At 36.1% G+C, this 25,697-nt stretch carries 29 protein-coding genes; 19 read left to right on the top strand and 10 right to left on the bottom strand.

Features of this window, described 5'->3' with window-relative positions; translation table 11 throughout:
- Entirely contained in the window at positions 1 to 822 is an 822-nt protein-coding gene (locus LZ480_RS15935; RefSeq protein WP_241370538.1) for a DUF2785 domain-containing protein, read from the bottom strand.
- A gap of 9 nt (positions 823 to 831) precedes the next feature.
- Positions 832 to 1,698 carry a GNAT family N-acetyltransferase gene (locus tag LZ480_RS15930; protein WP_241370537.1) on the bottom strand — a complete coding sequence of 289 codons (867 nt, stop codon included), beginning with the start codon at positions 1,696 to 1,698 and terminating at the stop codon, positions 832 to 834.
- 176 nt (positions 1,699 to 1,874) lie between these two features.
- Here LZ480_RS15930 and LZ480_RS15925 point away from each other — a divergent pair, with 176 nt between their 5' ends.
- The 3 genes from LZ480_RS15925 to LZ480_RS15915 are packed head-to-tail and all read left to right on the top strand — an operon-like array spanning position 1,875 to position 3,471.
- Positions 1,875 to 2,603, top strand: coding sequence for a DUF2087 domain-containing protein (locus LZ480_RS15925; protein WP_255731496.1), 729 nt, complete (start codon positions 1,875 to 1,877; stop codon positions 2,601 to 2,603).
- Between the two features lie 12 nt (positions 2,604 to 2,615).
- The gene (locus LZ480_RS15920) at positions 2,616 to 2,963 is read left to right on the top strand and encodes a DUF6176 family protein (protein ID WP_241370535.1); all 348 of its coding nucleotides are present in this window, start codon (positions 2,616 to 2,618) and stop codon (positions 2,961 to 2,963) included.
- Between the two features lie 46 nt (positions 2,964 to 3,009).
- Positions 3,010 to 3,471: a GNAT family N-acetyltransferase gene (locus tag LZ480_RS15915; RefSeq protein ID WP_241370534.1), complete on the top strand. Its 462-nt coding sequence runs from the start codon at positions 3,010 to 3,012 to the stop codon at positions 3,469 to 3,471.
- A gap of 414 nt (positions 3,472 to 3,885) precedes the next feature.
- On the opposite strand, the gene LZ480_RS15910 is transcribed toward LZ480_RS15915, so the two are convergent.
- The 4 genes from LZ480_RS15910 to LZ480_RS15900 form a co-directional block, all read right to left on the bottom strand.
- Complete coding sequence (locus tag LZ480_RS15910; protein ID WP_241370533.1) at positions 3,886 to 4,341, bottom strand: NUDIX hydrolase; 456 nt, start codon at positions 4,339 to 4,341, stop codon at positions 3,886 to 3,888.
- A 64-nt stretch (positions 4,342 to 4,405) separates the two neighbouring features.
- Entirely contained in the window at positions 4,406 to 5,395 is a 990-nt protein-coding gene (locus LZ480_RS15905; RefSeq protein ID WP_241370532.1) for a S66 family peptidase, read from the bottom strand.
- A 162-nt stretch (positions 5,396 to 5,557) separates the two neighbouring features.
- Complete coding sequence (locus LZ480_RS20125; RefSeq protein WP_408641630.1) at positions 5,558 to 5,797, bottom strand: GNAT family N-acetyltransferase; 240 nt, start codon at positions 5,795 to 5,797, stop codon at positions 5,558 to 5,560.
- 215 nt (positions 5,798 to 6,012) lie between these two features.
- The gene (locus tag LZ480_RS15900) at positions 6,013 to 6,768 is read right to left on the bottom strand and encodes a CPBP family intramembrane glutamic endopeptidase (protein ID WP_241370531.1); all 756 of its coding nucleotides are present in this window, start codon (positions 6,766 to 6,768) and stop codon (positions 6,013 to 6,015) included.
- 212 nt (positions 6,769 to 6,980) lie between these two features.
- On the opposite strand from LZ480_RS15900, the gene glsA reads away from it, so the two are divergent.
- The 5 genes from glsA to LZ480_RS15875 all read left to right on the top strand — a co-directional run bounded on the left by glsA (position 6,981) and on the right by LZ480_RS15875 (position 12,040).
- Entirely contained in the window at positions 6,981 to 7,901 is a 921-nt protein-coding gene (gene glsA / locus LZ480_RS15895; RefSeq protein ID WP_241370530.1) for a glutaminase A, read from the top strand.
- Positions 7,902 to 8,574: 673 nt separating this feature from the next.
- A complete protein-coding gene (locus tag LZ480_RS15890; RefSeq protein ID WP_241370529.1) occupies positions 8,575 to 9,093 on the top strand; it encodes a GNAT family N-acetyltransferase in 519 nt (172 codons plus the stop codon).
- Between the two features lie 30 nt (positions 9,094 to 9,123).
- Complete coding sequence (locus LZ480_RS15885) at positions 9,124 to 9,966, top strand: alpha/beta fold hydrolase (protein ID WP_241370528.1); 843 nt, start codon at positions 9,124 to 9,126, stop codon at positions 9,964 to 9,966.
- 69 nt (positions 9,967 to 10,035) lie between these two features.
- Positions 10,036 to 10,995, top strand: coding sequence for a DUF2268 domain-containing putative Zn-dependent protease (locus LZ480_RS15880; protein WP_241370527.1), 960 nt, complete (start codon positions 10,036 to 10,038; stop codon positions 10,993 to 10,995).
- Positions 10,996 to 11,551: 556 nt separating this feature from the next.
- Complete coding sequence (locus tag LZ480_RS15875) at positions 11,552 to 12,040, top strand: VOC family protein (RefSeq protein WP_241370526.1); 489 nt, start codon at positions 11,552 to 11,554, stop codon at positions 12,038 to 12,040.
- 25 nt (positions 12,041 to 12,065) lie between these two features.
- Here LZ480_RS15875 and LZ480_RS15870 read toward each other — a convergent pair whose 3' ends face one another.
- Positions 12,066 to 12,410: a hypothetical protein gene (locus LZ480_RS15870; protein ID WP_241370525.1), complete on the bottom strand. Its 345-nt coding sequence runs from the start codon at positions 12,408 to 12,410 to the stop codon at positions 12,066 to 12,068.
- 249 nt (positions 12,411 to 12,659) lie between these two features.
- On the opposite strand from LZ480_RS15870, the gene LZ480_RS15865 reads away from it, so the two are divergent.
- Positions 12,660 to 13,280 (top strand): hypothetical protein, encoded by a 621-nt coding sequence (locus tag LZ480_RS15865; RefSeq protein WP_241370524.1) that lies wholly within the window; start codon positions 12,660 to 12,662, stop codon positions 13,278 to 13,280.
- 26 nt (positions 13,281 to 13,306) lie between these two features.
- A complete protein-coding gene (locus LZ480_RS15860; RefSeq protein ID WP_241370523.1) occupies positions 13,307 to 13,963 on the top strand; it encodes a Type 1 glutamine amidotransferase-like domain-containing protein in 657 nt (218 codons plus the stop codon).
- Between the two features lie 132 nt (positions 13,964 to 14,095).
- On the opposite strand, the gene LZ480_RS15855 is transcribed toward LZ480_RS15860, so the two are convergent.
- Entirely contained in the window at positions 14,096 to 14,659 is a 564-nt protein-coding gene (locus LZ480_RS15855) for a nitroreductase family protein (protein ID WP_241370522.1), read from the bottom strand.
- Positions 14,660 to 15,239: 580 nt separating this feature from the next.
- On the opposite strand from LZ480_RS15855, the gene trxA reads away from it, so the two are divergent.
- Positions 15,240 to 15,554, top strand: a complete 315-nt coding sequence (gene trxA / locus LZ480_RS15850; RefSeq protein WP_241370521.1) for a thioredoxin — start codon at positions 15,240 to 15,242, stop codon at positions 15,552 to 15,554.
- A gap of 152 nt (positions 15,555 to 15,706) precedes the next feature.
- Entirely contained in the window at positions 15,707 to 16,306 is a 600-nt protein-coding gene (locus LZ480_RS15845) for a class I SAM-dependent methyltransferase (protein ID WP_241370520.1), read from the top strand.
- A 127-nt stretch (positions 16,307 to 16,433) separates the two neighbouring features.
- On the opposite strand, the gene cydC is transcribed toward LZ480_RS15845, so the two are convergent.
- Together cydC and cydD are read right to left on the bottom strand one after the other, a co-directional pair.
- Positions 16,434 to 18,098 (bottom strand): thiol reductant ABC exporter subunit CydC, encoded by a 1,665-nt coding sequence (cydC, locus tag LZ480_RS15840; RefSeq protein WP_241370519.1) that lies wholly within the window; start codon positions 18,096 to 18,098, stop codon positions 16,434 to 16,436.
- Positions 18,067 to 19,797, bottom strand: coding sequence for a thiol reductant ABC exporter subunit CydD (gene cydD, locus LZ480_RS15835; protein WP_241370518.1), 1,731 nt, complete (start codon positions 19,795 to 19,797; stop codon positions 18,067 to 18,069). Before cydD ends, cydC begins: the two co-directional genes overlap by 32 nt.
- 220 nt (positions 19,798 to 20,017) lie before the next feature.
- Between cydD and LZ480_RS15830 the strand changes: the two genes are divergently transcribed.
- The 7 genes from LZ480_RS15830 to LZ480_RS15805 all read left to right on the top strand — a co-directional run bounded on the left by LZ480_RS15830 (position 20,018) and on the right by LZ480_RS15805 (position 25,675).
- Positions 20,018 to 21,052, top strand: coding sequence for a sensor histidine kinase (locus LZ480_RS15830; RefSeq protein ID WP_241370517.1), 1,035 nt, complete (start codon positions 20,018 to 20,020; stop codon positions 21,050 to 21,052).
- Positions 21,045 to 21,680, top strand: coding sequence for a response regulator (locus tag LZ480_RS15825; RefSeq protein WP_241370516.1), 636 nt, complete (start codon positions 21,045 to 21,047; stop codon positions 21,678 to 21,680). Before LZ480_RS15830 ends, LZ480_RS15825 begins: the two co-directional genes overlap by 8 nt.
- 360 nt (positions 21,681 to 22,040) lie before the next feature.
- Positions 22,041 to 23,375, top strand: coding sequence for a cytochrome ubiquinol oxidase subunit I (locus tag LZ480_RS15820; protein WP_241370515.1), 1,335 nt, complete (start codon positions 22,041 to 22,043; stop codon positions 23,373 to 23,375).
- Positions 23,372 to 24,400: a cytochrome d ubiquinol oxidase subunit II gene (locus LZ480_RS15815; RefSeq protein ID WP_241370514.1), complete on the top strand. Its 1,029-nt coding sequence runs from the start codon at positions 23,372 to 23,374 to the stop codon at positions 24,398 to 24,400. The genes LZ480_RS15820 and LZ480_RS15815 overlap by 4 nt, the downstream gene beginning before the upstream one ends.
- A gap of 12 nt (positions 24,401 to 24,412) precedes the next feature.
- Positions 24,413 to 24,508, top strand: a complete 96-nt coding sequence (cydS, locus tag LZ480_RS20120) for a cytochrome bd oxidase small subunit CydS (RefSeq protein ID WP_408641627.1) — start codon at positions 24,413 to 24,415, stop codon at positions 24,506 to 24,508.
- Between the two features lie 181 nt (positions 24,509 to 24,689).
- The gene (gene psiE, locus LZ480_RS15810) at positions 24,690 to 25,118 is read left to right on the top strand and encodes a phosphate-starvation-inducible protein PsiE (protein WP_241370513.1); all 429 of its coding nucleotides are present in this window, start codon (positions 24,690 to 24,692) and stop codon (positions 25,116 to 25,118) included.
- Positions 25,119 to 25,249: 131 nt separating this feature from the next.
- Positions 25,250 to 25,675 carry a hypothetical protein gene (locus LZ480_RS15805; protein ID WP_241370512.1) on the top strand — a complete coding sequence of 142 codons (426 nt, stop codon included), beginning with the start codon at positions 25,250 to 25,252 and terminating at the stop codon, positions 25,673 to 25,675.
- Positions 25,676 to 25,697 lie beyond the last annotated feature (22 nt).

The following is a 25,697-nucleotide window of genomic DNA, read 5'->3' as shown; positions in this document are numbered from 1 at the left end:
TTATTCCTCATTTTTTGGATGGTCTATATACGTATTAAAAATCCAATTTGTGATGCCTTTATATTGTTGCTTTCGAATGAAATGCCCATATAACGAAAGCATGAATTTTTTTATATTCCAATGAATGCGATAATGTTTTAAGTACTCATCGTGTTGGAATTGAGATAGTTTTTCAAGCCAAATATTTAGGTCGGCTTCGGATAATCCCTTTTCTAATAATGCATCAATGACAGGCATCATGCGTTCATCTTCTTTATCGATATAAGCATAATCGGTACATAAACATTTTTCTACTATTGTAAGTACTTCAGCTGTTGTAGCGACGTTAGAAAATAGGGGATGGGAAACCGCCCGAGCAAGTAAATCACTACCATGTGCCACACTATGTGCCCAACCTTTATTGTCAATATAGCCGCGGTAATCGTGCTCGAACTTTAAATAATCAATACTTTTAGTGATGATATGTGCTGCCAATTGTTCCGTTAAAAATCGTTCGTTTTGGTCTTTGTATAAAACGAGTTGAATGGCAAGTGCCGAAAAGGAACGCGTCAGCACCGCATCACTTTGTGGTACGTTAATGTTGAAATAGAGATATTCATCATCACAGCAAGTTTTTGCAATTAAAATAAGCTGCGAATCTGATAGATGGTTGTTTAAAATTAGTTCGCAAAAGCCGCTGTAGATGAGGGTATCTCTTATATATGAGTCTGTATGACCGATTTGTTCAAGCATAAAAACTAACAGCGTATTTAGTTGCTCTGGTTGTAAATGTGTAAACTTTTTTTCATGAATTTGCGTTAAAAATTTGATTGATTCGTTCATTTTATCCTCCTACACCTGCAATACATAACTCAAAAGCGCATCCTGCTTTTGGAAGCCTGCTTTGTAGTACAGGCTATTTGCTTCGGTGTTCGTATTATTTACCGTTAATGTTACGTGCGTAATTGCGTCATTCGCAAAAATTAGCGTTAATGCCTCGTTTAATAGCTGCTTACCAAGCCCTAGTCCACGGTACGCTGGCGCAATTGCGATAAATTCTAAATGTGTAGAGTGTTGCGCGTCATCGGTTTCAAAGTAAGCATAGCCTTGTAAAGCATGATTTTCTTTCAAAACAATGAGCTGATGCGCGCTATTATGAAGCCTTTCTACAATTGTTCTTGCGCTATAGTATGTATTCGGAAATGCAAGTGAATGAATCGCTTCAAATTGTGCGAAATCCTGTTCAGAATAGGGTTCACTGCTTATTACTTCATAAGGCTGAAAAGTTTCCTTCATTCGTTTTAAATACAATTCGTCACTCGATTTTTTGGCATCAATCGTTTCCATGAATTGTTGCTGAAATGTATTTTCTTCGTTGATAAAGAATAAAAATTCCTTGACCTGATTTAGTTTTGAAGTAGCAAAATGCCAAAGCTGTATCTGGTTTTCAATCTGTTGCTCTCTTGAAAATGGTCCCCAAACTTCGGCCGTTCCGTCGTAAATGTCAAAGCCTACAAGTCCGGTAATTTTATCTGCGTTCCGTGTAACAAACATGTTCACTTGGCTCTCTTCAATGAAATCCTCGTGTAAATCACCTAAAATATCCTCTTTTTCCGTACCACAAAAGCCGATATGAAATTTCTTGTTTGAATTGAGTGCGGCAATATAAGCAGCTGCTTCTTCTAATTGATCGACTGTTAGTTGTTCAAAAGTTGTCATTGTATCCCCCCTAATTATCATTAATGGATATTATAACAAAAAATGGAAAGTTATTTTAGGTTCGATATTTCAAAATGATAAACGAAATAACTATTTGTTTATTGAAATGCTAATTAATTTTGTTTTGTTTACAAATAAATAAACGTATAGTATAAATGTTTATAGAGGTGATTATTTTGGAAATTCAAAATATTTCGGTAGATACATTAGTGAAGGGCTATGAACTTCACGAAGATCGTTATAAATGCTTGTTTTGCTCGCAGCAATTTCAAGCTCATGAAGTATTTCCAATGGAAGGGCGCTTTTTTACAGCAGAGGGCATGATGAAAAACCATATGGAACAAGTACATACATCGCCATTTCATGCGTTGTTAGCGCTCGATAAAAAGGTGACGGGTTTATCCGATGTACAGCTTGATATGCTGCAATACTTTTTTGAAGGAAAATCCGATCAGGAAATTGTCGCTGAAAGTAATTTGACGAGTGTATCAACTGTACGTCAGCATCGATTTAAGCTACGTGAGAAAGAAAAGCAGGCGAAGATTTTTATTGCGTTAATGCAGCTAATGAAAAACCCAGAGCTTTACACGATTCATAAGGGAGCGAGACAAGTGGACGAACGTTATAGTATTGAAGAAAAAGAACGTGAAAAGGTATTAGCAACTTATTTCAAACACGGTTTAGACGGTGGGATTGACACGATTCCAAGTAAGGAAAAGAAAAAGCTTATACTATTGCAACATATTTTAAAGCGCTTTGACATGAGCAAGCGTTATAGTGAAAAAGAAGTGAATGAAATATTAAAAACAGTCAATGCGGATTTTGTATCTCTACGCCGTCATTTAATAGAGTATGGCTTTATGGAGCGCAGTAATGATGGTTCGGAATATTGGGTGAAGAAGTAGGGGGGATTTTAGATGAATGTGGAATTAACGCGGTATCGTGTAAAGGCTGGTAAATCTTCTAAAGTGGAAGAATGGTTAAACTTTTTGAATGACCATATGGAAGATGTACTTGTTACACTTGAAGGAGAAAAAATGTATGTTGAAACGATTTTTCATGAGGTTTTGAATGGCGAAGAGTATTTATATTGGTATTCAGTTCGTGGACATGGTGGCGATAATGTCGATGATTCTACGCATTGGATTGATTTAAAACACCTGGAATATTGGAAAGAATGCATCGATGAAAGCTTTGGTTCTTTCGATTTAACAACAAAAGTTGTAATGATTCCGAAAAAAGTCCGAGCAAGTATGGATTTTTGATTTGGATTGTTATACTTTCAAAAACCATATACAGGAGGATGATTGTTTGACGATTGTAAGATTAGCAACTTTAGACGATATAGATGCTTTGGTTCAAATGCGTTGGGATTTTTCTGAGGAAGATAATGGTGTTAGTGCAGTTCGTTTTGAGGAGTTCGATCTGATTTGTCGTAAGTTTTTGATGAAAGCAATGGAAAGTGGAGATTGGTATATTTGGGTGGCAGAAGCTGAAAAAGAAATCGTTTCACATATGTATTTGCAGCTGATACATAAAGTACCCAGACCTGGGAAAACGTCAGACCCATATTACGGATATGTGACGAATGTCTATACACGCCCGGCGTATAGAAGCCAAGGTTTAGGAAGCGAGATACACGCTGCTATGGAAAAATGGTCAAAAGAAAATGGGGTTGAATTTCTTATCCTTTGGCCGAGTAGTGACAGTGTGCCGTTTTACGAAAAGAACGGATTTGCTCGATGTGAAGAAGCGATGGAAAAACATTGGTGATGACATAGTCATTACTCATAGTGAGCATTTTTCAATACAAAATTTGGATTCAAATGTATTAATCTAATAGTCCGTTCTTCTATGTTACGGGGGACGTTTTTCTGGGGGCGTGGTTTCAACGCGTTGACAAACGCTTTGCGACGAGTAACCGCAGGAGCAACTTTTCTTTTTTCCGCACACACTTACTTGATTCAGGGGGGTGAACCCCGCTGAATCAAGTTAATAACGATGTACCTCGAAACAAGGAAATCTGAAGATGGATGAACAAGCTAAACTTACTAGCTGTTCACCCATTTTGATACTTAACTTTGTACAAATATATTGCAATACATCAAAGTCGCTACGAAAATAAACGTCAACGTAGCACATAATCGCTTTTGGTCGCGTATTTGTCGTTTAATGTAACACCCTTCTTTATTTTGTAGCACGCTCTAAATATTTTCGAATCACAATTTTATCTGGTGGGCTAATATTCTCAGGCAGCGCATCTAATCGAAAGAACTGTAAATCTTTTGCTTCTTCAAGATCACAGCGTAAGTCACCGCTATAGTCAGTACAAATATAGGCGGTTGTGACGTTATACACAACATCGCCATGCGGATATTGATAATAAAAATCTTTGCCAGAGAAAATATCAAATAGCGCTAAATCATGTGCAGTGAGACCTGTTTCCTCATACATTTCACGTAAGGCAACTTCTTCTAACGTTTCACCTAATTCCATCGAGCCGCCTGCTAATCCCCAGCAATCATTGTCAATTCGATGCTGCATTAACAGTTCATCACGCTCATTAAAAATCAATACACACGCACCTACCATAAGTATCGGGTCAGTACCAATTTTTTTACGTAAATTCATGATATAACCCACAATCACAACTCCTTTTGTCTATTATTTACAAAAGACGTTTTGAGAAAGAATTAGTTCCTTATATTTACAGCCAACTTTCAATACAGGTAATCGTTTTTTCAATCGTATTGACGCGAATATTTTTCCCGATTGCGAGTGGGAACATTGGATGTGTATGTGAACAATCAACTTCAGCTAAAATCGGAATGGATTTGCCATCAAGCTGCTCTAAAAGCAGGTCAAGCTGTGTTCTGCCAGTGCCCTCATCATCAAAAAGCTCATGCTTCCCGAGTACTATTGCACCTACCTTGTCAAAAATTCCGTGTAGCTTAAGCATGGCAATGTTTTTTTCAACGGTTGAAGCATCTTTAAGTGAATCTTCAATGAGCAAAATGTCCCCATGCTTGATTTCAGGGAAATAAGGGGTACCGATAAAGCCGTACATCGTATTGTTATTTCCACCAATTAAGCGTCCTTCGACTATTCCTTCATTAACCGCAATCCACTCATTTTCATAAAGCGTTTTTGGTTTTTCGAATTCAAGCCAGTTTAGCCTTTCATCTGACCATACGGCCGACTTTTTTAACGTATATGGTAGTGTCGGATTACAAAAATAGCGTTCGAAATAATCATACGTATCCTGAACAAGCGGCTCAAACTCACCAAAAGAGGGAATGAGTGCAGGACCATAATAGGTTGGAATATTCGTTTTCGCAAAGAGTGCTAGTAAAATCGCAGTTGTGTCTGAATAACCAACGACAATTTTAGGTTCGTTTCGAAATGCCTCATAATCGATATAGGGCAGAATACTGTTTGAGTTTGTCCCACCAATCGTTGACATGATCATTTTGATGGAAGGATCACGCAAAAGGGCATTCAATTCTTCAGCGCGGTCCTTTGGAGTTCCAGACCGATAGAAATCTTCCTTCCCAGTTAAACTTCCTTCAACAATTTCAAAACCCTTATTCTCCAAAAAAGCTTTCGCGCGCGTGTAGCGTTCCTTTGCAAATACCGTTGCAGGATATGAAGAAGAGAAAATGCCGATTTTATCACCTTTTTTTAGTGGTTGAAACATATGATTCACCTAACTTTCTTTAAATGTTGATAGGACTTTTTCATAATCAATAAGTGTTAATTTTTCCCGCATTAAGGGGCAGTAAGTGAGAGATCAACTGCCCCTAAAAGCCCGATTGGTGAAAACTAATGATCGGTGGGGGATGAAGAAAACCCCCACCGATCAAAGTTTCACTTTATCCGAAATTTTATGCTCGTCGATTTTGACATAGCCTAATTTTTCATAAAAATGATGATTGCGCGTGTTCAAATGCGGCGTATCAAGCGACCTGCTATGCGCATCAGGGAATTCATTTTCAATTAGCTGCATTATTTGTGAACCGAGGCCTTTATTTTGAAAAGCATCTGCAATAAAAATTCGATTGAGACGATAATGGTTGTTTGATAGCTTGCGAATATCAATACCACCAATGATTTACTCATCAAACCAAATTGTAAAATGCTTGAAATGCGCTAGTTTATACTGTAAACGTTCAATCGGTTCATTCACAGGGCTTGAAGTGACGTTCTCGTATGTTAGTAAATCCGCTTGAAATGCTTGTTTTTGGATTGCTTAGAGTATTGCTGCTTCATGTTGGTTAGATCTTTTAAGCCTAAAAGTCATCAAAATACCTCCAATTAAATTGAATTATCGAGCGGCGATTTTTTGGTTAAGCGTAATAGGATGAAAAAGAACACGCATAATAAAATCAACTTTGTCACTTCGATTATATGCAAAGGCAATTGCATCTCTATCCCATCACCAAAGTAAAGCACATTCATTAATCCATGAAAAATTGCGGCTGGGATTACAGAATGGCTTTGTTCTCGTAAATACGAGAGGATGTAAGATACAATAAATAAGATGGCGAGATAACTAAATGTCCCGATTGCAATATTTGAATAAGATTTATAGAAAAGTGCGATAGGTAGATGCCAAAAACTCCATATTAATGCAGTGATGCAGGCTGTTTTGTGAAATGAATAAATTTTTCTTATTTGACTATGTAAGTAGCCACGCCAGATGATTTCTTCTAATAGTGCTGAAAAGGTAGCAATGGTCAGTCCAATAAATAGTAAAGGTAATAGCTCTGAAACATGTTCAAATAAGAAAATGCCTTTTTTTGAATAATAGAACACGCCATCAATTAATAATCCTAAGAGAATAGGGGGAAAAATGGATAATAGTAAAGCTTTTTTCCTCGGTAGATGTAATGCTAAGTCTTGCTTGATTGGCTTCTTAAATAATATGATATGGATTAATAAATACGAAAATAGGGGAATCGCCATTAATAGCCCTAGGTTCGGATTATTCATTTGAGCCATTGTAATATGAAAAATCGATGAAAAGAAGAAAATAATAATGAGTAGCCATTTTACTTCTTTTGAAATCATTCAATCACCTCAATTCAGTTTTAGCTATTTGTTAAAATTATACAATACAAAGTGATGCAAGGTGAGAAAAAATATCATATAAAAATACTTTCGCTCTTTTCGTAAAATATCTTTACTATTTTCTTTTACCAAAACAATTAGATACTTTAAAAACGCTCAAGTTAAAAATATTGCGAGGGGGAAGCTAATTATTTCGATTAGCTAGAAGATAGATGAAAAACATACAAATAATATATGAAAACACAAAAAAAATGACTCAAAAGGGCAAGGTTGCATCCTATATTCCTGCTTTAGCTGAAGCAGATTCTACTGCATTTTCGGTAAGTCTGATGTCAATGGATGATAAAATTGAGCTTGGAGATTGCACAAAAACGTTTACGCTTCAAAGTGTTGTCAAGGTGCTAAGTTTCATGGTGGCTGCGCATCATCATGGTATAGAGGAAATCATGCGTTATGTAGACGTTGAGCCAACAGGGGATTCGTTTAACTCAATTGTGCGCTTAGAAAGTAACAATAACAAGCCGTTCAATCCGATGATTAATGCAGGAGCAATTACCATTGCATCGTTATTACCCGGGCAATCAATGTTTGATAAGGTGAAGTCTGTAACATCTTTCATTGAAAAAATATTAAATAAACAAGTATCGGTAAATAATGAAGTGTATATGTCAGAATATCATTCGGCTGATTATAACCGTGCCATTGCCTACATATTACAAGCGAATGGCTTCTTAAAATCCGATGTTGAGGAAGCGCTACAAGTATACTTACAGCTTTGTTCGATTTCAGTGAATTCTTCAGATTTAGCGAAAATCGCACTGTATTTAGCGACAAATGGTCAAAATTGTGAAGCCGCGTGCAGCAAAAATGTTATCAACATTGCTAAAGCGTTAATGATGACATGTGGCATGTACAATTTTTCGGGAAAATTCGCTGCATTTGTTGGTCTGCCAGCAAAAAGTGGTGTATCAGGTGCCATTATTGCCGTTGTAAAAGACGGGGAAATCGAGCATTTAAAGGGTCCAATTGGGATTGGACTTTACGGACCAGCGATTGATGATGTTGGAAATAGTGTTGCCGGCATTGATTTTTTAGCGAAGTTATCAAAGCAATACGATTTGTTTTGCTTATAAAAAGAAGCCTGCATGTTACGTGCAGGCTTTTAGGCGTTATTTTATTGTCACCTCTATAATTTTCAATAAATTATCTTTCATTTCATCGCGTTCAAAACCCAGAGCAAAAAATTGATTTAAGTTTTCCTCATCATAAAAAGATAGTTCAAAATTGCAATTGAAAATTTAAATTATAAATATAAGATGTCCCAACTAATAAACTTTTCAAAGGAAAATTGACCGTGAATTCATTGTAAAATGACATTACAAATAAGAAACTATTTTCTGTTATGACTTCTAGTTATTATTATTTGCGATTTTTGATGTTTGCTAGAATGAGCTGGAGTAAAATGGGTCAATACTCTATACAAAAATTCTGAATAATGTAATAATATGGATAATCATGAAACATGGGCTTGATTTCTCTAATCGGCTTTAGATGGGCTACTACTTAATCGAGATTTATTGGATACGTGCGATTTTTTGATTTTACGTGCGATTTTACGTAAGATGCGTGCGAATTTCTAAGGTATACGTGCGAATTTCGAGCATTTGCGTGCGATTTTTGAAAAATACGTGCGAATTTCTATTAAATACTATTTAAGCGGACTATGAAATCCTATTTTAATGAAAAATCATGACGCATCCCCAACTTATGGTGATGAGCCAATAATGGTAACGGGAGGAATTTAATATGATCATTCGAATTGCAAAGCTAGAAGATGCAGCCAATATTGCCAAGGTACATGTAGATAGTTGGCGCACTACTTATAAAAATATTATTCCACAAAGCTTTTTAGACAAGTTAAGTTATGAACAACGCACAACGCTATGGCAAAATAATATGGCCAATCCTGCTAGAAATATTTTTGTCGCAGAAACGAACGATGAAATCATCGGCTTTGTTGTAGGAGAAAAGCGCGACACGAATACTGAACCAGGTGCAACGGATTTATCAGCCATTTATTTATTTGAACACTGCCAAGGTAAGGGTGTCGGAAAGCTTTTGTTAAAACAGATAATGCATTCGTTTAAAGAACAAGGCTTTCACAAAGTATATGTCGAAGTACTAGCTGACAATAAGTCACGTGAGTTTTACAAATACTACGGTGCGGAGTTTGTGAAAACTATTCCAATTACAATCGGTGGGGTAACAATCGATGAAGAAGTATATGTGTGGAACAGTGTGGATACTGTGTTAGAAAAGTTTTAGTTGAAAAATTTTAAGAAAGAAGGCGAGCATATGTGGAAACAGCATTTCATTGAAACAACACGTGGAACATTTGAATATTTTACAAAAGGGCAAGGTGCACCACTTGCAATTACGCATTATTTTTCACATTTTGATGCGCGTGGTAATTTGTTTGCCAATCCATTTACAGAGCACTATGAAGTGTTTTTAATTAATGTGCGCGGTGCAGGGAATTCATCGCCAGTCACAGCAGATGAACAAATGAAATTTCCAGAAATCATTGCAGATTTAGAGGCGATTCGCGAGGCATTAGGTTTTGAAAAATGGGCATTTGCAGGACATTCTACAGGTGGCATGCTGGCATTACAATACGCGGTTTTAGCACCTCATTCCTTAACGAAAATGATTGCGGGCTGTACAGCGGCGAGTAAGGCTTATGCAAGTCATCCTGAAAGCATGTACTGCGCGGACAATTCAAATTTTGCACGAATCATAGAAATCATGGAATTATTAAATAACCCCGCTACAACGGTGGAAGAACGGCAAAAATACTCATATGAATGGTCATTAATGTCGTATTACGATGAGGAAAAATTAAAGCTAGCACTATCATTACCGAACAGTGGCAAAACAAACGGCAGAGCGCTTGATTATTTTAGAAAAGTAGAAGTGAAGAGTTATGATGTTCGTGCAGCATTAACAAACATTACGATTCCAAGCTTTATATTTGGCGGGCGCTTTGATGCACAATGCCCGATTGAATTTACATATGAAATAGCAAAACTAATACCACATGCACAGTTAACCGTATTTGAACAATCCAATCACCATCCGTATATTGAAGAGCTTGAACACTTTGAGGCCTTTGTCAAGGAGACGATAGGTATCTTATGAGGCAAAATGTATCGAACAAATCCACAAGGGGATAAATGTTCTTTGAATATTAGATAAGGTGGGAATGAATTGAAATACTATCTAAAAACTAGCGCACCTTTTATTCTACTTTTAATACTATTAATGCTCACTTCCTGTACGCAAACTGAAGAAAAGGAGAAAGAGCAAAATACGGATGACAGTGACATGATATATACATTTGAGAACCCTCAAACTCAACAAAAGTTTAAAATCGTTCATGCCACTCCGTTAGTTAAACAGTATATTGAAAAAGTGAAGGAAAATCCGAAAAATTCAAACTTGGTATTATACAAAGAAGAAATTATTCAACCTGTTTACAAGGATTGTTTTGAAAATGGAGAATTTATTTACATGGCAAAAAATCTTCTCCATTCCGTTCCTGAAAATTTTACGGAATTGGAATCAATTAGCCAAAAAATAGAGGATAGGAAAATAATAATTAATGCACTTATTCAAGAGGCACTTTTGAAATCAGCAGAACTATTACCTTCTCATAAAGACGTTGCGGTATGTGTATTTCCTACTACTGATTTTAATGCGCCCTTCGTTACGGTTGGGGCAGGAAAAATCATTATTCCCTATAATAAATATGTTGATGACGATTATATAAAAGTTGGTGTTGCCCACGAATATCATCATAGTTTTTGGGCAGAAAAGTATTTAGGTAACAATTCTTTATCTGTTTTAGATAATCTTATTTTTGAAGGAAAGGCAGTCATGTTCGAGAAAACCGTTTTTCCCTATCTTGACTATAGCCCAGTAGATTTAACTTTTAACAAAGAACTGTGGTCTAAAATTGAACCTGATTTAAACAAAAAGGATTTGAATCGTTCAAGAGAAATTTTATTTGGTGGAAATGATTTACCGTTGCTATATGGTTACAATGAAGGGTATAAGATGATTAAATCCTATCTCGACTTACATCCTAACCAAACTCCTGAAGATTGGACAGCATTAAGTTCACAAGAGATTATTGAGAAGGGAAAATACTTTGATAAGTATAAATGAATTGGTATATAAGTGTTCTAATGAAAGAATCGGTTGTTTATTCGATAATATTTTAATGATTAATCTATACAACATCATATAAAATAACGTTCCCAAATAAAAGATTGGAAACGAACTAATAAGCTACAAATGTTGTGACATCAACGTTTCGTGGCTTTTCTTATGATCATTATTTATACAGCTTTTTATACAGGAAGTGCAAACGATTAATGTAGCAGTATTTTTACTTGTTTGGTTCGTCACTTTGCATAAATTTCTTAGCGCTGTGAATTTGCGGTCATCTTTACTCCAATGTGAGAACTATAGGAATATCAGGGTTCTCACATCCTATACAACTATTCAATGTATATTAGGAAAAGCATTGTATCAGTAAGTGACAGACGGTTATCTCCTCGCATCTTCTGGGGAATGAAAGATAAAAGCCATAAATATGTTATACTTGCTGTACTAATTTGATTGATTTTCAATAAAATCAATCTTCCGCAATCGGGCATGATTGCTAAAGAATCATTAGAAAAGGGTAGTATAAAAAATAGGAAGAGAGGGAGTATGCTAGATGAAAATCCATAGAATAGATCATGTTGGTATAATCGTCAATGATCTACCTGCTGCGAAAGCATTTTTTCTTGACTTAGGCCTTGAAATGCTAGGTGAGGGAAAAGTGGAAGGTGAGTGGGTGGATCGCATGGAGCGAATAATGGGACTTCAAGATGCTAGAAAGGAAGTTGTAATGTCGCGAATGCCAGATAGTGATGCAAATATTGAATTAGTATTGTTGCGAACGCCAGATGGAGACGTAAATATAGAACTATTAAAATTTCACACGCCAAAAGATGAAATTGCCATACAGCATCCTTTAGTAAATAATCTGGGTATCCAGCATATTGCCTTTGCTGTTGAAGATATTGAAGCTCTTGTTACCAAATTGACAAACAAAGGCGCAGAACTTATTGGTGAGATACAAAACTACGAAAATGCTTATAAATTATGCTTCGTTCGTGGGCCAGAAGGGATTATTTTAGAGTTGGCGGAGAAAATAAAATAAGTATTGTCTCATCATATAACAGTTATTAAAACGATTCATCAATATTTGCAAGATATAGTTTGTCATTAACTTGAATGGCAATAGCCTTTTCGACACTTCTATCCTTTACCTTAAAAATTTTACTCGGATTTTTAAAAGGGTTTTGGTCTTCTGAATAAGAAACAAGCACCTGAATCTGAGTAACCTTTCCTATTTGATCTTCAACCTCATTAGTAGTTAAAACTTCATCAGTCAATAGATAAGTAATGTTATCCATTTTAATTTCGGCTGGTGTAACGTTCGTAAATTCAGCATCGCTTAAATTGATTGAATTACATCCTGAAAGAATAATCGAAATAAAAATTAAACTAATTGTTATTGCTTTTTTCAATTTACTCACCTCTTTCTTCAGTATTTATAAATAACCACCAAATAGTGAAATGATATTTTAATTGTAGCATATAGGGAAATCCCCAGAATTCAATGAATAAGAATACTGCTTATTATTATTATTAGGTTGCCTAACGACGCTTTTGGGACTTTGTTTGCTATGGTGTAAAGTAATTGGTATATTTAGTAAAATAATGTAAAGTTCAGGGGTGTGGATTAGGTGAAAAGAATAATAGGATGCTTGAGTCTTATGTTTATTCTCGTTGCTTGCTCAGATAATAATCGCGATAACTCTACAAATAGTGATGATATAGATGAAGTAAACGCTTCGACACAGCTTCTGGAAGATAAAACTACTCAAATAGACAAACTAGAAAAGCAGAATGAGGAACTTCAAGCTGATTTGGATAATATTCAAACTGATTTTAATTATAAGAAAGAGGAAGCCGATTATTATAAACAATTGATAGATGACCTTATTAAAGGCTATAGTAACGCTCAATTAAAAGATTTAGCAATAAAGTTATGGGATTATGAATTGGAAATAAACGGAGTAACTGTTCCACCAAATGGTATTGTTGAAATACATGAAACTGCCATTGAGATTTCTTTGATGGAAAGGCAACCCGTCTATCTTGTGTTGCCAAATAAAATAACTATGCAAGGACAAATAAATGGGAATTATCCAGAGCACATAACAATGAATTCAAAACCTACTGAAACATATTTCACTGATGGAACGGTTGTTACTGGAATACATCATAAATTTGTAGGGGTAGAGGAAGGCTCAACTATTTCATTTACTATTACTGAAGAATTAAAAAAACGACTAGGATTAGAGACCACTCAGATTACAATTAATAATCGATGAACATTTCATTTTCTACGGAGGTACTTATGAAAACTCACTATTATTTAGGTTGGTTTAACGATTTTTTTCCAGAAAAACTAGGCAAGGTGTTACGGGAGGATATAGCTGATAGAAAATCACTCACTATGATTAGCTCGAATCCATTAAATGATGAAGCCGATGGTGCTACGGAACGCTCGTGGCTGGATCAGGCCGGCATTATGTTTGATGAATATCATTTAATTAACTATCACGTGCAGAAGGAAGATGCCCAAAGATTAATTCAAAATGCTTCGGTCATTTTCTTGTTGGGTGGAGATACTCTAAAACAAAATAAGTTTTTAATGGAGTATGAATTGTCGGATGTGATTAAAAAAAGCGAAGCCGTTGTGATGGGGGCAAGCGCTGGAGCGATCAACATGTCTGCAAAATGGGTATGCTCGAAAAACTTAGGCTATAATGTTGAAAAAAGCTCTGTTTACGATGGCATCGGCCTGAACGATTTTTCCGTCCTTTCTCATTTTGATCTTGAAAACAACATTGCGTTGGTTCAAGACGAACTGTCGCCCTTATCGGAAGAAATGAATATTTATGCTTCGAACAAAGATTGCGCGGTACGTGTAAATGGAGACAAAATTGACATTTTAGGTAATGTTTATTTAATTTCCCACTCAAAGATTCAGAAATTGGATGAGAAGCTCTAGTTGTGGGGAATGGCTATGGCATAACTGAATTAAAATCATTATGCAGAGTTTCCCCTTCTCAAGAAATAAGATTTCCTATTTTAATTGAACATAGCGATGTGAACAGCAAGATTCACATCGCTTAAAGTAGCCTTATTTAAATGAACCTTCGAATACGATTTCTTCTAAAGGACGGCGACCAGATGGTGTTTCACGTTGTTGTAGCTCAGGTGAAAGCATTTCTTTATCACCTTTATAACCGATAGCAATAGCTAAGTGAACATCAAACGTTTCTGGAATATTAAATGCTTCTTTTGCTACGTCTTTATAAATACCGCTCATTGGGTGAGTGACTAAGCCTTCATTTGCAGCTTGTAATGATAAGAAGCCCCAAGCTGTCCCTGCGTCAAATTCATGAGAGCCCTTTGTATTATCAGATACAACTAAAACAAGTACAGGTGCATTTTTTGCCCAAACTAAATTGCCTTCCATTAATACAGGATGGAACTTCGCTAAATCCTCTTCCGTTTTCGCAACGATGAAGCGCCAAGGCTGGTTATTACCAGAAGATGGGGCCCATCGAGCTGCTTCAAAAAGACGGTTTAATACTTCCTCTGCTACCGGTGTGTCTGCGTATGCACGTGGTGACCAACGATTTAAAAATACGTCGGCAATGTCATGCTCCGCTGTACGAAATTCTTTTGCTTGAAATGTCATATGAAAATCCTCCTCATTGTATGTAAGTAATACAATACTTATTTTGATATAGTTACTTACTTTTTGCAAATAATCTGATTACATAAAGTAAGTAGATAATTTATGGTTAGTGGAATATGCCTTGCAAATTTTTCAAAAGGTAATAATTACATAAAAAATTATTTGATTACGGGCTTAACTATTAATAGTTGTATTTCGCAGTCGAAGTTATTCATTTCCTTCAGCAGAACGAGTTTTTTCATTTTCGTAATTGCCCCATTTTAAGATAGTAAAAACACAATCACTGTCTAAGAATTTTGGACAATTCACTTGACTTTATACCTGTAGGGGTATAAGTTTAGGGGGTAAGTTGCTTTTAAATTAAAACACGTAATGTTTGGAGAGTTTTAGTGGAAAATCATCATGTACTCCAATAGTAGGTCAATTGGACATACTGACAATGCTATCAAGTAATGTCGATCTCCACTACGAGACTGTTAGCCGCAGTCTGAAAAAAATGGGGCGAAATGTGCGCTAAGTAAGTGAGCAAATATTACACCATTTAGTATGAATTAATTATAATTTTTTGGAGGTTATACGTATGGCTATTGTACATGCAACAGATCAAACATTTGAAAAAGAAATTTTAGAGGGAGTTGTGTTAGTCGATTTTTGGGCAGCTTGGTGTGGCCCATGTAAAATGATTGCACCAGTCCTTGAGGAAGTAGATGCAGAAATCGGTCATGATGTAAAAATCGTAAAAGTAGATGTGGATGAAAACCAGGTGACAGCTGCACAGTATGAAATTATGTCGATTCCATCCTTGCTTTTATTTATAGACGGAGAAGTAAAGGCAAAAACAGCAGGCTTCATGCCAAAAGAGCTATTAATCGAGTTCATTAGCGACAATAAATAAGGGTGTGATTGGTCGTATGCATATTGTATACGACCGTTTGCCTTTTTAGTGGATAAGAAAGATAAGATTTTCAATGTAATCCACAAGAAAAAGACAGCATTTTGCGCTATTATGTGTTTTTCTAGTTTTCGATATCGAAAGGAATGTTCAAAATGAACCAGTGGGATGAAAAATTCAAATCAGATACGTATTTTTATGGGACGAAACCGAATGCGTTTTTAGAACAACACGTGAATGCCTTCGAACAGTCGAAACGGATTGCGTGTTATGCAGAAGGTGAAGGAAGGAATGCGGTTTTTTTAGCAACAAAGGGTCATGATGTTACTGCATTTGATTACGCACAGGAAGGGTTACAGAAAACGATAGCATTAGCGAAGTCGCAGCAAGTACAAGTAAAGACAGAATTAAAAGATTTAATTAAAGACTCTATTGAAGAGGATTTTTATGACGGAGCGGTCATGATCTTTGGTCATTTTTCAAAAGCCGATCAATACGAAGTGTTAGATAAAATTGTTGGTTCTTTAAAAGCGGATGGTATCTTTTTAATGGAAGTGTATGAAGATGCACAATTGCAGTATCAAACTGGTGGGCCAAAGCAAATCGATTTTTTATATAACGAATCAGCACTACACAATTGGGCAAACAAACATGACGTACTTCATTTCATGTGTGCTGAAGTAGAGCGAATAGAAGGAATTGGTCATAACGGGAGAAGTAAAGTGCTTCAATTGATATTGAAGAAAAGAATATAAAGTGATGAAACGTCTTTCCGTTACAGAGTCAGGACATAAGAAAAAGTGAAACCGTTGACTGCGATTTCACTTTTTTTATTTATTATTGAACCGTAATGAAATGAAAATAGGAAGTCATCTGACGAACTCATTTTTTGTGATACATCGAATAGTATAACCCTTGTTTTGCTAATAATTGTTCTTCGGTACCAGATTCTACAATTTGTCCTTGCTGCATGACAAAAATGCAATCAAATTGATCTAGATTTGTTAGCTTATGTGTAACCATGATTAACGTTTTTTTATGTGCTTCGTTCATAAGCGTGTTAAATAAGGCTTGCTCTGTTTGTATATCTAAGCTTGTAAATGGCTCGTCTATAATCCATAAATCACTTTCTTTTAAAAGGAGTCGAGCAAAGGCTAAACGCTGTTTTTCACCACCAGAGAGATTGCCACCTTTTTCGAAGATAGGGTCTTCTAAATTTTTTGTGAGGCATGCTTTTGTAAGTGCCTGCTGTAAGGTAACGTCTGCTGCTTTAAGATTAGCAAACAGTAAATTACTTTTAATCGTGCCAGAGAAAAAATGATTGTGCTGTAACATCGTACTCATATGCTCGTATAGAGAAGAGATACGAATGCGATCAATGTCATCATCTCCAATAAAGAATTCCCCATGATTTCTTTTAAATTCCTTCATGAAAAGCTGCAGCAGTGTAGATTTACCAGAGCCACTCGGTCCGATAATCGCCACTTTCTCACCCGCTCGGATGTCCATTGTAATATTTTCAATCGCTAATCGTGTAGCTGAAGGATACTGATAGGATACATTCCTTAACTGAATGGACTGCTTTAAATCAATTAAATCTATTGTGCCATCTGTTATTTTTTTCGAGGTAATCTCTTCAAGTTGTTCTATCGCTTTTTTCGTATGTTTTGCAAAAATAGGCACCATTGAAAGTGGTACGGCGGATTCGAAAACGGTTAATGATACGAGCACAATCATCGCTAAATACACACCTTCTAATTGCCCGATCGTAGTAAGGTAAGCACCGACAAAAACAACACTAAAGCCTGTAAGAAGGGCAATGAGCTGGTTCCATAAATAAGAAGTTTGTTCTCGGTCAAGCTCTTTTCTACGAGTTGAGGAGTAGCTTGTGTGTAATGTCGATAACGTCTTTTTACTCGCTTGTAATTGATTATGAAGAAGCAGATCTCGATAACCATAAAAATATTCCGTTGCGTTGACAGTTAGCTGCTTTTTTTCTGCAGTTGCTGTCTGAAATGGACGACGAAATAAAGCATACGGAATGACAATACTTGTTAACACTATTCCAATTAGTAAAATGAAGGCAATCCATGGCGAAAAGAATAATGTAAATAAAATCGTTGCCAAAAATACAAGTAACGCAATGAAAGGTGGATACAGTACACGTAAAAAGAAGTTTTGCAGCATTTCAACATCATTTGTAATACGTGCCAGCAAATCGCCACTTTTATAATTATTGAGTACATGTGCTTGCGGCAATAGCTTTTTAAAAAAATCCAGTCGCAAAATACTGATAAATTGAAACGTCACGCGGTGTGAAATATAACGTTCAGCGTATTTACTTGCAGATTTTGTGACACCAAATAATTTTAAAAAGGCGGTTAAAATCAAGATGACGTAAAAGGGTGGCATAAGGGCTGCCTTTGAAATTAATAGACCGCTTTGCGCAAAGAGGGCAACCGCAGTTAAACCGCTCACTGTACCAGCTAATAAGGCAAGGAGCACATTTTTTTTATCAGTCCATATCATCTGTAATAACTGTTGCATGATTAAGCCCTCCTTTACGTAGGTTTTCGTAAAATGGATGATTTTTTAAGGATTTCGGTGTTCCAGATGCTGTGATGTTGCCATCTTCTACAATATGAATAACATTTGCGAAACGTATGCTTTCATATTGATGTGCAGCTATAATAACCGTAGCAGTTTCACGTAATACACGTATCGATTGCATTAATAACTTTTCAGTGATCACATCTAGTCCCGCAGTTGGCTCATCAAAAAATACGATAGCAGGCTTTTTCACAAATGCTCGTGCAATGGCTACTCGCTGTTTTTCACCGCCTGATAAGCCAAGTCCACCTTCTCCAATGGGTGTTTCGAGCCCCATTGGTAAATGATTTAGCCAGTCGAGTAAATGTGCCTTTTGTAGCGCTTCATTAATTTCTTCATCTGGTATCTCAAGTCCCATACAAATATTTTCTCTTAATGTGCCTGCAAAAATATAAGGATGCTGTGAAATATAACTTGTTTGTGCATACCAATCTTCAGCTCGATATGAACTACGTGGTGCGTCATTTAATAGCAGTGTGCCGCCATCTAGTTCAGTTAAGCTCGCTAACATATTCAAAATCGATGTTTTCCCTTGACCGGTTTGTCCGATAAAGGCGACCGTTTGCCCACGGTGAATTGTCAAAGATAAAGGACCAATCACTGGACCATTTGAATAGCTAAATTTTGCATCTTGCAATGAGATTGTAGGTTGAATTGCTAAGGGGGTTGTTCCCCAGTGAACCGGCTTTTCTGGTTGTTTAAGCTGTTCTTCAATCAACGCTGCAGCGCCTAAACTACCACGACCTGTGTGAAATGCAGCGCCCAATTCTTTTAACGAATTATAGTACTCGGGTGCCAGTGTCAAAATAAAAAATGCAGGCGCAAAAGTGAGTGTTTTAAAAACAATCATTTGGAAGCCGATTTCGAGTGCAACGAGTCCGATGCCAAGTGTAGCAATTAATTCGATAAAGAGCGTAGAAGCAAATGCTATTTTTAAGACACTTAACGTACGTGACATAAAGCCCGCGTTACTGTCGGCTAAAATTTGCTCCTGCTGTTTACTTTGACCAAATAATCGAATCGTTTGCAAGCCTTGTAGTAAATCTAAAAACTTTCCTGAAAAGCGATTCAGTGCATCTAATTGTTCTTCCGATTTTTTCTTTGTTTGCATTCCGATGATGATGTAAGTGATTGGAACAAAAGGAGCGGTAATCAACATAATCCAACCGCTATTTGGATGAACGATAAAGATCGTAATTAATATCATGATTGGTACGATGATTGTTTTAATCACTTGAGGGATATATTCTCTGTAATAACTTTCAAGCTGGTCCACTGTATCAATTAAAAGCGTGACTTTTTCGCCGGTTTGAGAGGCGACGTGCTTTTCCATTGCTGTGAGAGACCAATGTTCGAATAATTTCTCTCGAATCGATTGTTTCACGCCTTCCGCTAAGAGCCCCCCAATTCTTCCCATTGTAAACTGCGCTACCAATCTTACAATAATCGCTAATAGAAAGTGCGCGAAGAACATATATGTCTGTGAAAAATCACCTTTTTCGATAAAAACATGGTTCACGATTTTTACGATGCTCATTCCTTGTAAAACAATGCTGCCCCCAATAAGAAATGAGAGAGAAAATAACATAAATAATTTAGATTTTTCTGCATGTATGAAATGCTGTAAAAACTGCATATCATCATCTCCTTTCTTATATAATAGGCTAATTTTTCTAAAAGAAAACTAGGGGTTTTCCACTAAAAAAAGCATGATTTGATAAGCGGGAAACCCCTTTATAATTTATATTGCTTTATTTATGATGAGTTTGAACAATTCAGACATTATTAGAATGCAGGCAGGATTGTTTAAAAAAGAAGCTATAAGAGGGATAATAAATAAAGAGGAGGAGAGTGACATGACATCTCGTTCACCGATTGATTATTTAAAAGATATTTATGAGCATATTCAAGATGGCATTATTATAATGAAAGCGAATCGTAAAATTATGATGATGAATCCAGCGGCCAAAAAATTAACAGGCTGGAATATTAGTGACATTGTGCCGTTTTGTACATTTTGTATGGAAAGGCAAAAAGAAGAGGGCGAACCTACCTGTTATTTGATAGCAAATAGTGAAGTTCCTTCTTTTCTATCTCAAATGCCTACCTATCACGGCATGAAAATTGACGTAGAAATGAGTACGGCTGCCATTTATTCGAGTGATGAAACAGGTGAGACAGAATACTTACTTGTACTGCGAGATCAAGAGACATTTAAAAAAGCACAAGAGGTAGAAACAACCAAAAAAATGATTCGAGCCTTAATAGAAGCTAAAGAATCTGAGCATAAGCGTCTTGCTCAAGAACTACATGACGGGGTCGGACAATCATTATTCACCGTTTCAGTGGCTTTACAAGCCGTTGATTCATTTATAAAAGATAATGACAAACTAAATCAATATATTAAAGAGGTACAGCAGGAACTTCAAAAAGCGATGGATGATGTTAATGCCTATTCGCATCAATTACGTCCACACAGCCTAGATCAATTAGGTTTAGAACCGACGATTCGGATGATGATTGAAAACATTATGAAAAATCTACCTTCTATTTCAATAGAGCTTTCAACAAAAGGCTTAGACCGTTGTGATCCGGTAGTAGAAATTAACTTATATCGAGTTATTCAAGAAGCTCTACATAACGTAGTAAAATATGCAAATGCCAATAAGGTTCAAATTCGCATTGTAAAGGATAAAACGCATATTTATATGAATATTCGGGATAACGGCATTGGATTTAAACGAGAAAATATACAAAGTGAGGGCTTAGGATTGAAGCATATGGAGGAACGCATTGATTTACTAAATGGAAAGTTCGACATTGATTCAACGATAGGAAATGGTACATCGATTGACGTCGTCGTACCTAGTTGGAGATCGGAGCATGATTAACGTTTTATTAGTGGATGATCATATTCTCATTCGTAAAGGAATTGCTTTATTATTAGAAAATCAGGGTGATATTTCTGTAGTAGGAGAAGCGAATGACGGTGAGGAGGCCATCCAATTAGCGTACCAAAAGAACCCAGATGTAATATTAATGGACATTTCGATTCCAAATGGTATTGACGGTTTTACAGCAACAAAGGAAATTAAAAAGAATCTCCCTCATATAAAAATTATTTTTTTAACAATGCATAATGAAGTTGCTTTTATCCAACAAGCAATCGAAGTTGAAGCTGATGGCTATATTTTGAAAAATAGTCAAGGTGGCATTATGTATGAGGCAATTCAAGCAGTGATTCATAACAAAACCTATTTCGAAGTTGGATTACCGCCTGAGCAAATTGAAAAATTATTTAAAAATAAAGGAAAGCAAAAAAGTGATGTACTTTCTACACGGGAACAAGAAATTGTACGCCTAACAATTTTAGGCTATACCAATGTACAAATTGCGGAAAAGCTATTTATTAGCTCTAAAACCGTAGAAAGTCACAAGTCTAACATTATGCAAAAATTAAAAGTCAAATCTAAGGCAGAAATAATTCAATACGGCATAGCGAATGGCTATATCCAATAATACTGATGAAGCTCAATACCTGTTAAACGGTGTTGGGCTTTTTTTATATAATTTTGTCCACAATCTGCTCAAATTTTTAAGCAGTTATAGTGGTAAACCCCTATATTTTAAGATGAATTATCTTACTATAATAATTTACATTAGTAAGATTGATCTTTTAAAAGAGGTGAATAAAAATGAAAAAAAGGTTTTTGATTGCAAGTTTCACGTTATCGTCCATTGCGATGGTGGCTATTGTTTCAGCGATTTTCTAGTGGATAAGAGAATATAACTTTTTCAAGGAAATCCATATAAGTAAAAACATCATTTCGCGCTATTTGGCTCGAAATGTGTTTTTCTAAGGAATAGGAGGCAAATAACATGGAAAACTCAGCCGTATTTTGGAGCAGAGCATTAACAGAATTAACTTTATCCTTCCATATACTATTTGCAACACTTGGTGTCGGTGTACCACTCATGATTTTAATTGCTCAATATGTAGGATATAAGAAAAATGATGAGCACTATACATTAATGGCTCGTCGTTGGGCACGGGGCTTTACGATCACAGTAGCGGTAGGTGTTGTAACGGGCACAGTAATTGGTCTACAGCTATCTTTATTATGGCCGCAATTTATGGAGTTGGCAGGACAAATTATTGCACTGCCTTTATTTATGGAGACTTTTGCATTCTTTTTTGAAGCAATCTTTTTAGGGATTTACTTATATACTTGGGATCGCTTTAAAAACCCAAAGCATCATATGTTGTTACTTATCCCAGTAGCAATTGGTGCTTCGATGTCAGCTGTATTTATTACGGTGGTCAATGCCTTTATGAATGCACCACGTGGCTTCGATATAGTTGGTGGTGAATTAATTAATATCCAACCAATTTTAGCAATGTTTACGCCAGCGATGCCAACAAAAATTGGGCACGTATTAACATCAAGCTTTATGACGGTTGCCTTTATACTGGCTGCAATTGCTGCGTATAAGTTATTAAAAGGTGAGGAACAGGTATACCACAAAAAAGCACTTTATTTAATGATGAAACTAGGGATTATTTTCTCGATCGCGACAGCTGTTGTTGGTGACTTCTCTGCGAAATATTTAGCAGAGTATCAACCTGAAAAATTAGCGGCAGCGGAATGGCACTTTGAAACAGAGGAAGGTGCTGATTTAATCTTTTTCGGTGTTTTAGATGGCGAGGAAGTCAAATATGAAATTCGAATTCCAAAGGTTTTAAGTTTCTTAGCGAGCGATGATTTTAATGCTGAAGTTACAGGGTTAAATGAGTTTTCAGAGGATGAAAGACCACCATTAATCATTCATTACTTCTTTGATATTATGGTGTTAATTGGTGTGCTGATGATTTTCCTTTCTCTATCCTTTGTACTAGGGAAATGGAGAAATTGGGGATGGATTGAAGCTCGTTGGTTTAGATGGCTGATTGTCTTAAGTGGGCCTTTATCGCTTGTAGCCATTGAAGCAGGATGGTGGCTAGCAGAGCTAGGACGTCAACCATGGATATTATATGGATTAATGCGAACAGAAGCTGGTGCTACGACAGCAACTGGTGTCGAATGGCTGTTCATTGCCTTTGGTATTGTGTATTTAATTCTGGGTATTGGAAGTGTGGTTGTGCTTCATCGAATGTTTAAAAACAACCCTGTTGAAAAGGAAATTGCAGCACGTAAAGGCGGTGTACATCAATGAGTTTAGAAATATTAGGTATTTCCGTTCTTTGGATTTTCTTATTTGGTTATGTTATCGTGGCGTCGATTGATTTTGGGGCAGGATTTTTTAATGCATATAGTTTGATTACAGGTAAAAATCATATTTTATCGAAAGTCATCAAGCGTTATTTATCGCCGGTATGGGAAATTACAAACGTCTTTTTAGTGTTCTTCTTTGTTGGAATTGTGGGGTTCTTTCCGCAAACAGCTTATTATTACGGAACAATTTTATTAGTTCCAGCATCTGTAGCGCTAATTTTACTGACAATTCGAGGTAGTTACTATGCATTTGAATCCTACAGTGGTATGCGAGGTCATAAAGGGTATGCACTGGCTTATGGGTTAGCAGGATTATTTATTCCGGCATCTCTATCTGTTGTTTTGACGATTTCTGAAGGTGGCTTTGTGATGATGAACGAGGCGGGTCCTCAATTAGACTACGGGGCATTACTTACCAGTCCGCTCGCTTGGTCGATTGTCGCCTTAAGTGTGACAGCCGTACTTTATATTTCCGCTATATTTTTAACATGGTATGCACAAAAAGCTGGAGATCAAAAGGCGAGTGATTTAATGCGTAAATATGCACTAGTATGGGGTATTCCTTTAATTATCAGCGCATTTGGCGTCATAATTGAACTGCGATCTACTGACAATTGGCATTATGAGCAAATGATTGATTTATCATGGTTATTCATTGTGTCAGGAATCTTATTTTTAGCGACGTATTGGTTACTTTGGGCAAAAAGTAAGTATGGTTTAGCCGTGACCTTATTAATCTTCCAATTTGCGACAGCATTTTTTGCCTATGGGATTTCACATTATCCATACTTGTTGTACCCATATTTAACGGTTCACGATAGCTTTACAAATGAAACGATGGCCATTGTACTTGTTGTAGCATTTATTGCGGGACTTTGTTTACTTGTACCATCTATTTATTTAGTATTTAAGCTATTTATCTTTAACAAGGGATATATTTCAGGAGAAGATGAAACGCATGTATAAGGAGAGGAAAACATGAGTGACTTTTTAATATTCTATGCACCATTTATGATCGTATTGCTAGCGATTATTGCAGCGTTCGTTGTCGCAACAAAAACAAAATCACATTAATCTATCTTGAAACAGGAGACGCCTAAATGGTATTAGGTGTCTCTTTTTATTGAAGCATTTTTAGAAAAAATTAGTTCTTTTTAGCAATCCAAAAATTTTTTGAAATAGTAATCGCTTACAAAATTGACATCCTCCAAATGATGGAATAATCTGAAAATATATCGTCTGGAGGTGGGTAATAATGAAGCGTTTAACGGATCCTAAGCCATTTAAGGAAATAATGCCGAAAGTTTTGCAAATGATTTTGAATGTCGGTTTAACGGTGCTTGCGTTAGCTCTATGCGTCATGCTTATTATTGAAATGGTGGAGTTTTTAAAGTTTATTGTTGGCGGTGAAAAGCAAGAATACAAATATTTTTTTGCGAAAATTCTAGTATTCTTCCTGTACTTCGAGTTCATAACTATGATTGTAAAATACTTTAAAGAGGATTATCATTTCCCGCTTCGCTATTTTATGTATATTGGAATTACGGCGATGCTACGGCTTATTATCGTTGAACATGATTCCGCAGTGGATACACTTATTTTTGCAGCGGTTATATTAGTTTTAATCATAGGTTACTATATTATTAACATTACCCCGAGAGAGCGACCCCTGCGAAAATCGTAAATTTACGCCTACTTGTATGACGCGAGTAGGCTTTTGTTAAGAGATATAACTGATATACTATTATTTAGTGGAATTGGAATTTGAGTAAGATATTATCATAAATATGTCAACCATATAAGAAAAGGTGTAAGATGAAAACTTTTTATCATAGTTTAATCATGTGGATACCAATTGTGTTGTTGTTTTCCTGTGCAGCATTTGGCGTAGAATTGTTAGAAGGAAATAAAATAAGGACTTCGGAATATTTTGGACTGAATGATTTTGGACCATTTTTATTATTCATTTATACCTCTTTACTTGTAATGTTATATCCTATTTCGTTTTTACCTCTAACATTTATCGTAAGTAAATATGGGAAAAAACCTGAATTCAAAATGATAATATTTACTTTGTTTGGCGGGGGAATGGGGACAATTGTTTTTAAAATCATCTATGATGAGCGTTTTATAGAAGAATTTAATCTAAGTATAATTAGTTCAATTATTCTTTTTAGTGTTGCAGGTTTACTCTTTGCATTGGTTGAAATTGCTATTAAGAGAAATATAAAATTTGTTTGATAATGGTGTTGTTAGTTTGATT

The organism is Solibacillus palustris (genome assembly GCF_022549215.1).
Taxonomy (GTDB): Bacteria; Bacillota; Bacilli; order Bacillales_A; family Planococcaceae; genus Solibacillus; species Solibacillus daqui.
The sequence above is the reverse complement of the archived record's forward strand: the minus strand, read 5'-3'. Positions and strand labels throughout refer to the sequence as shown.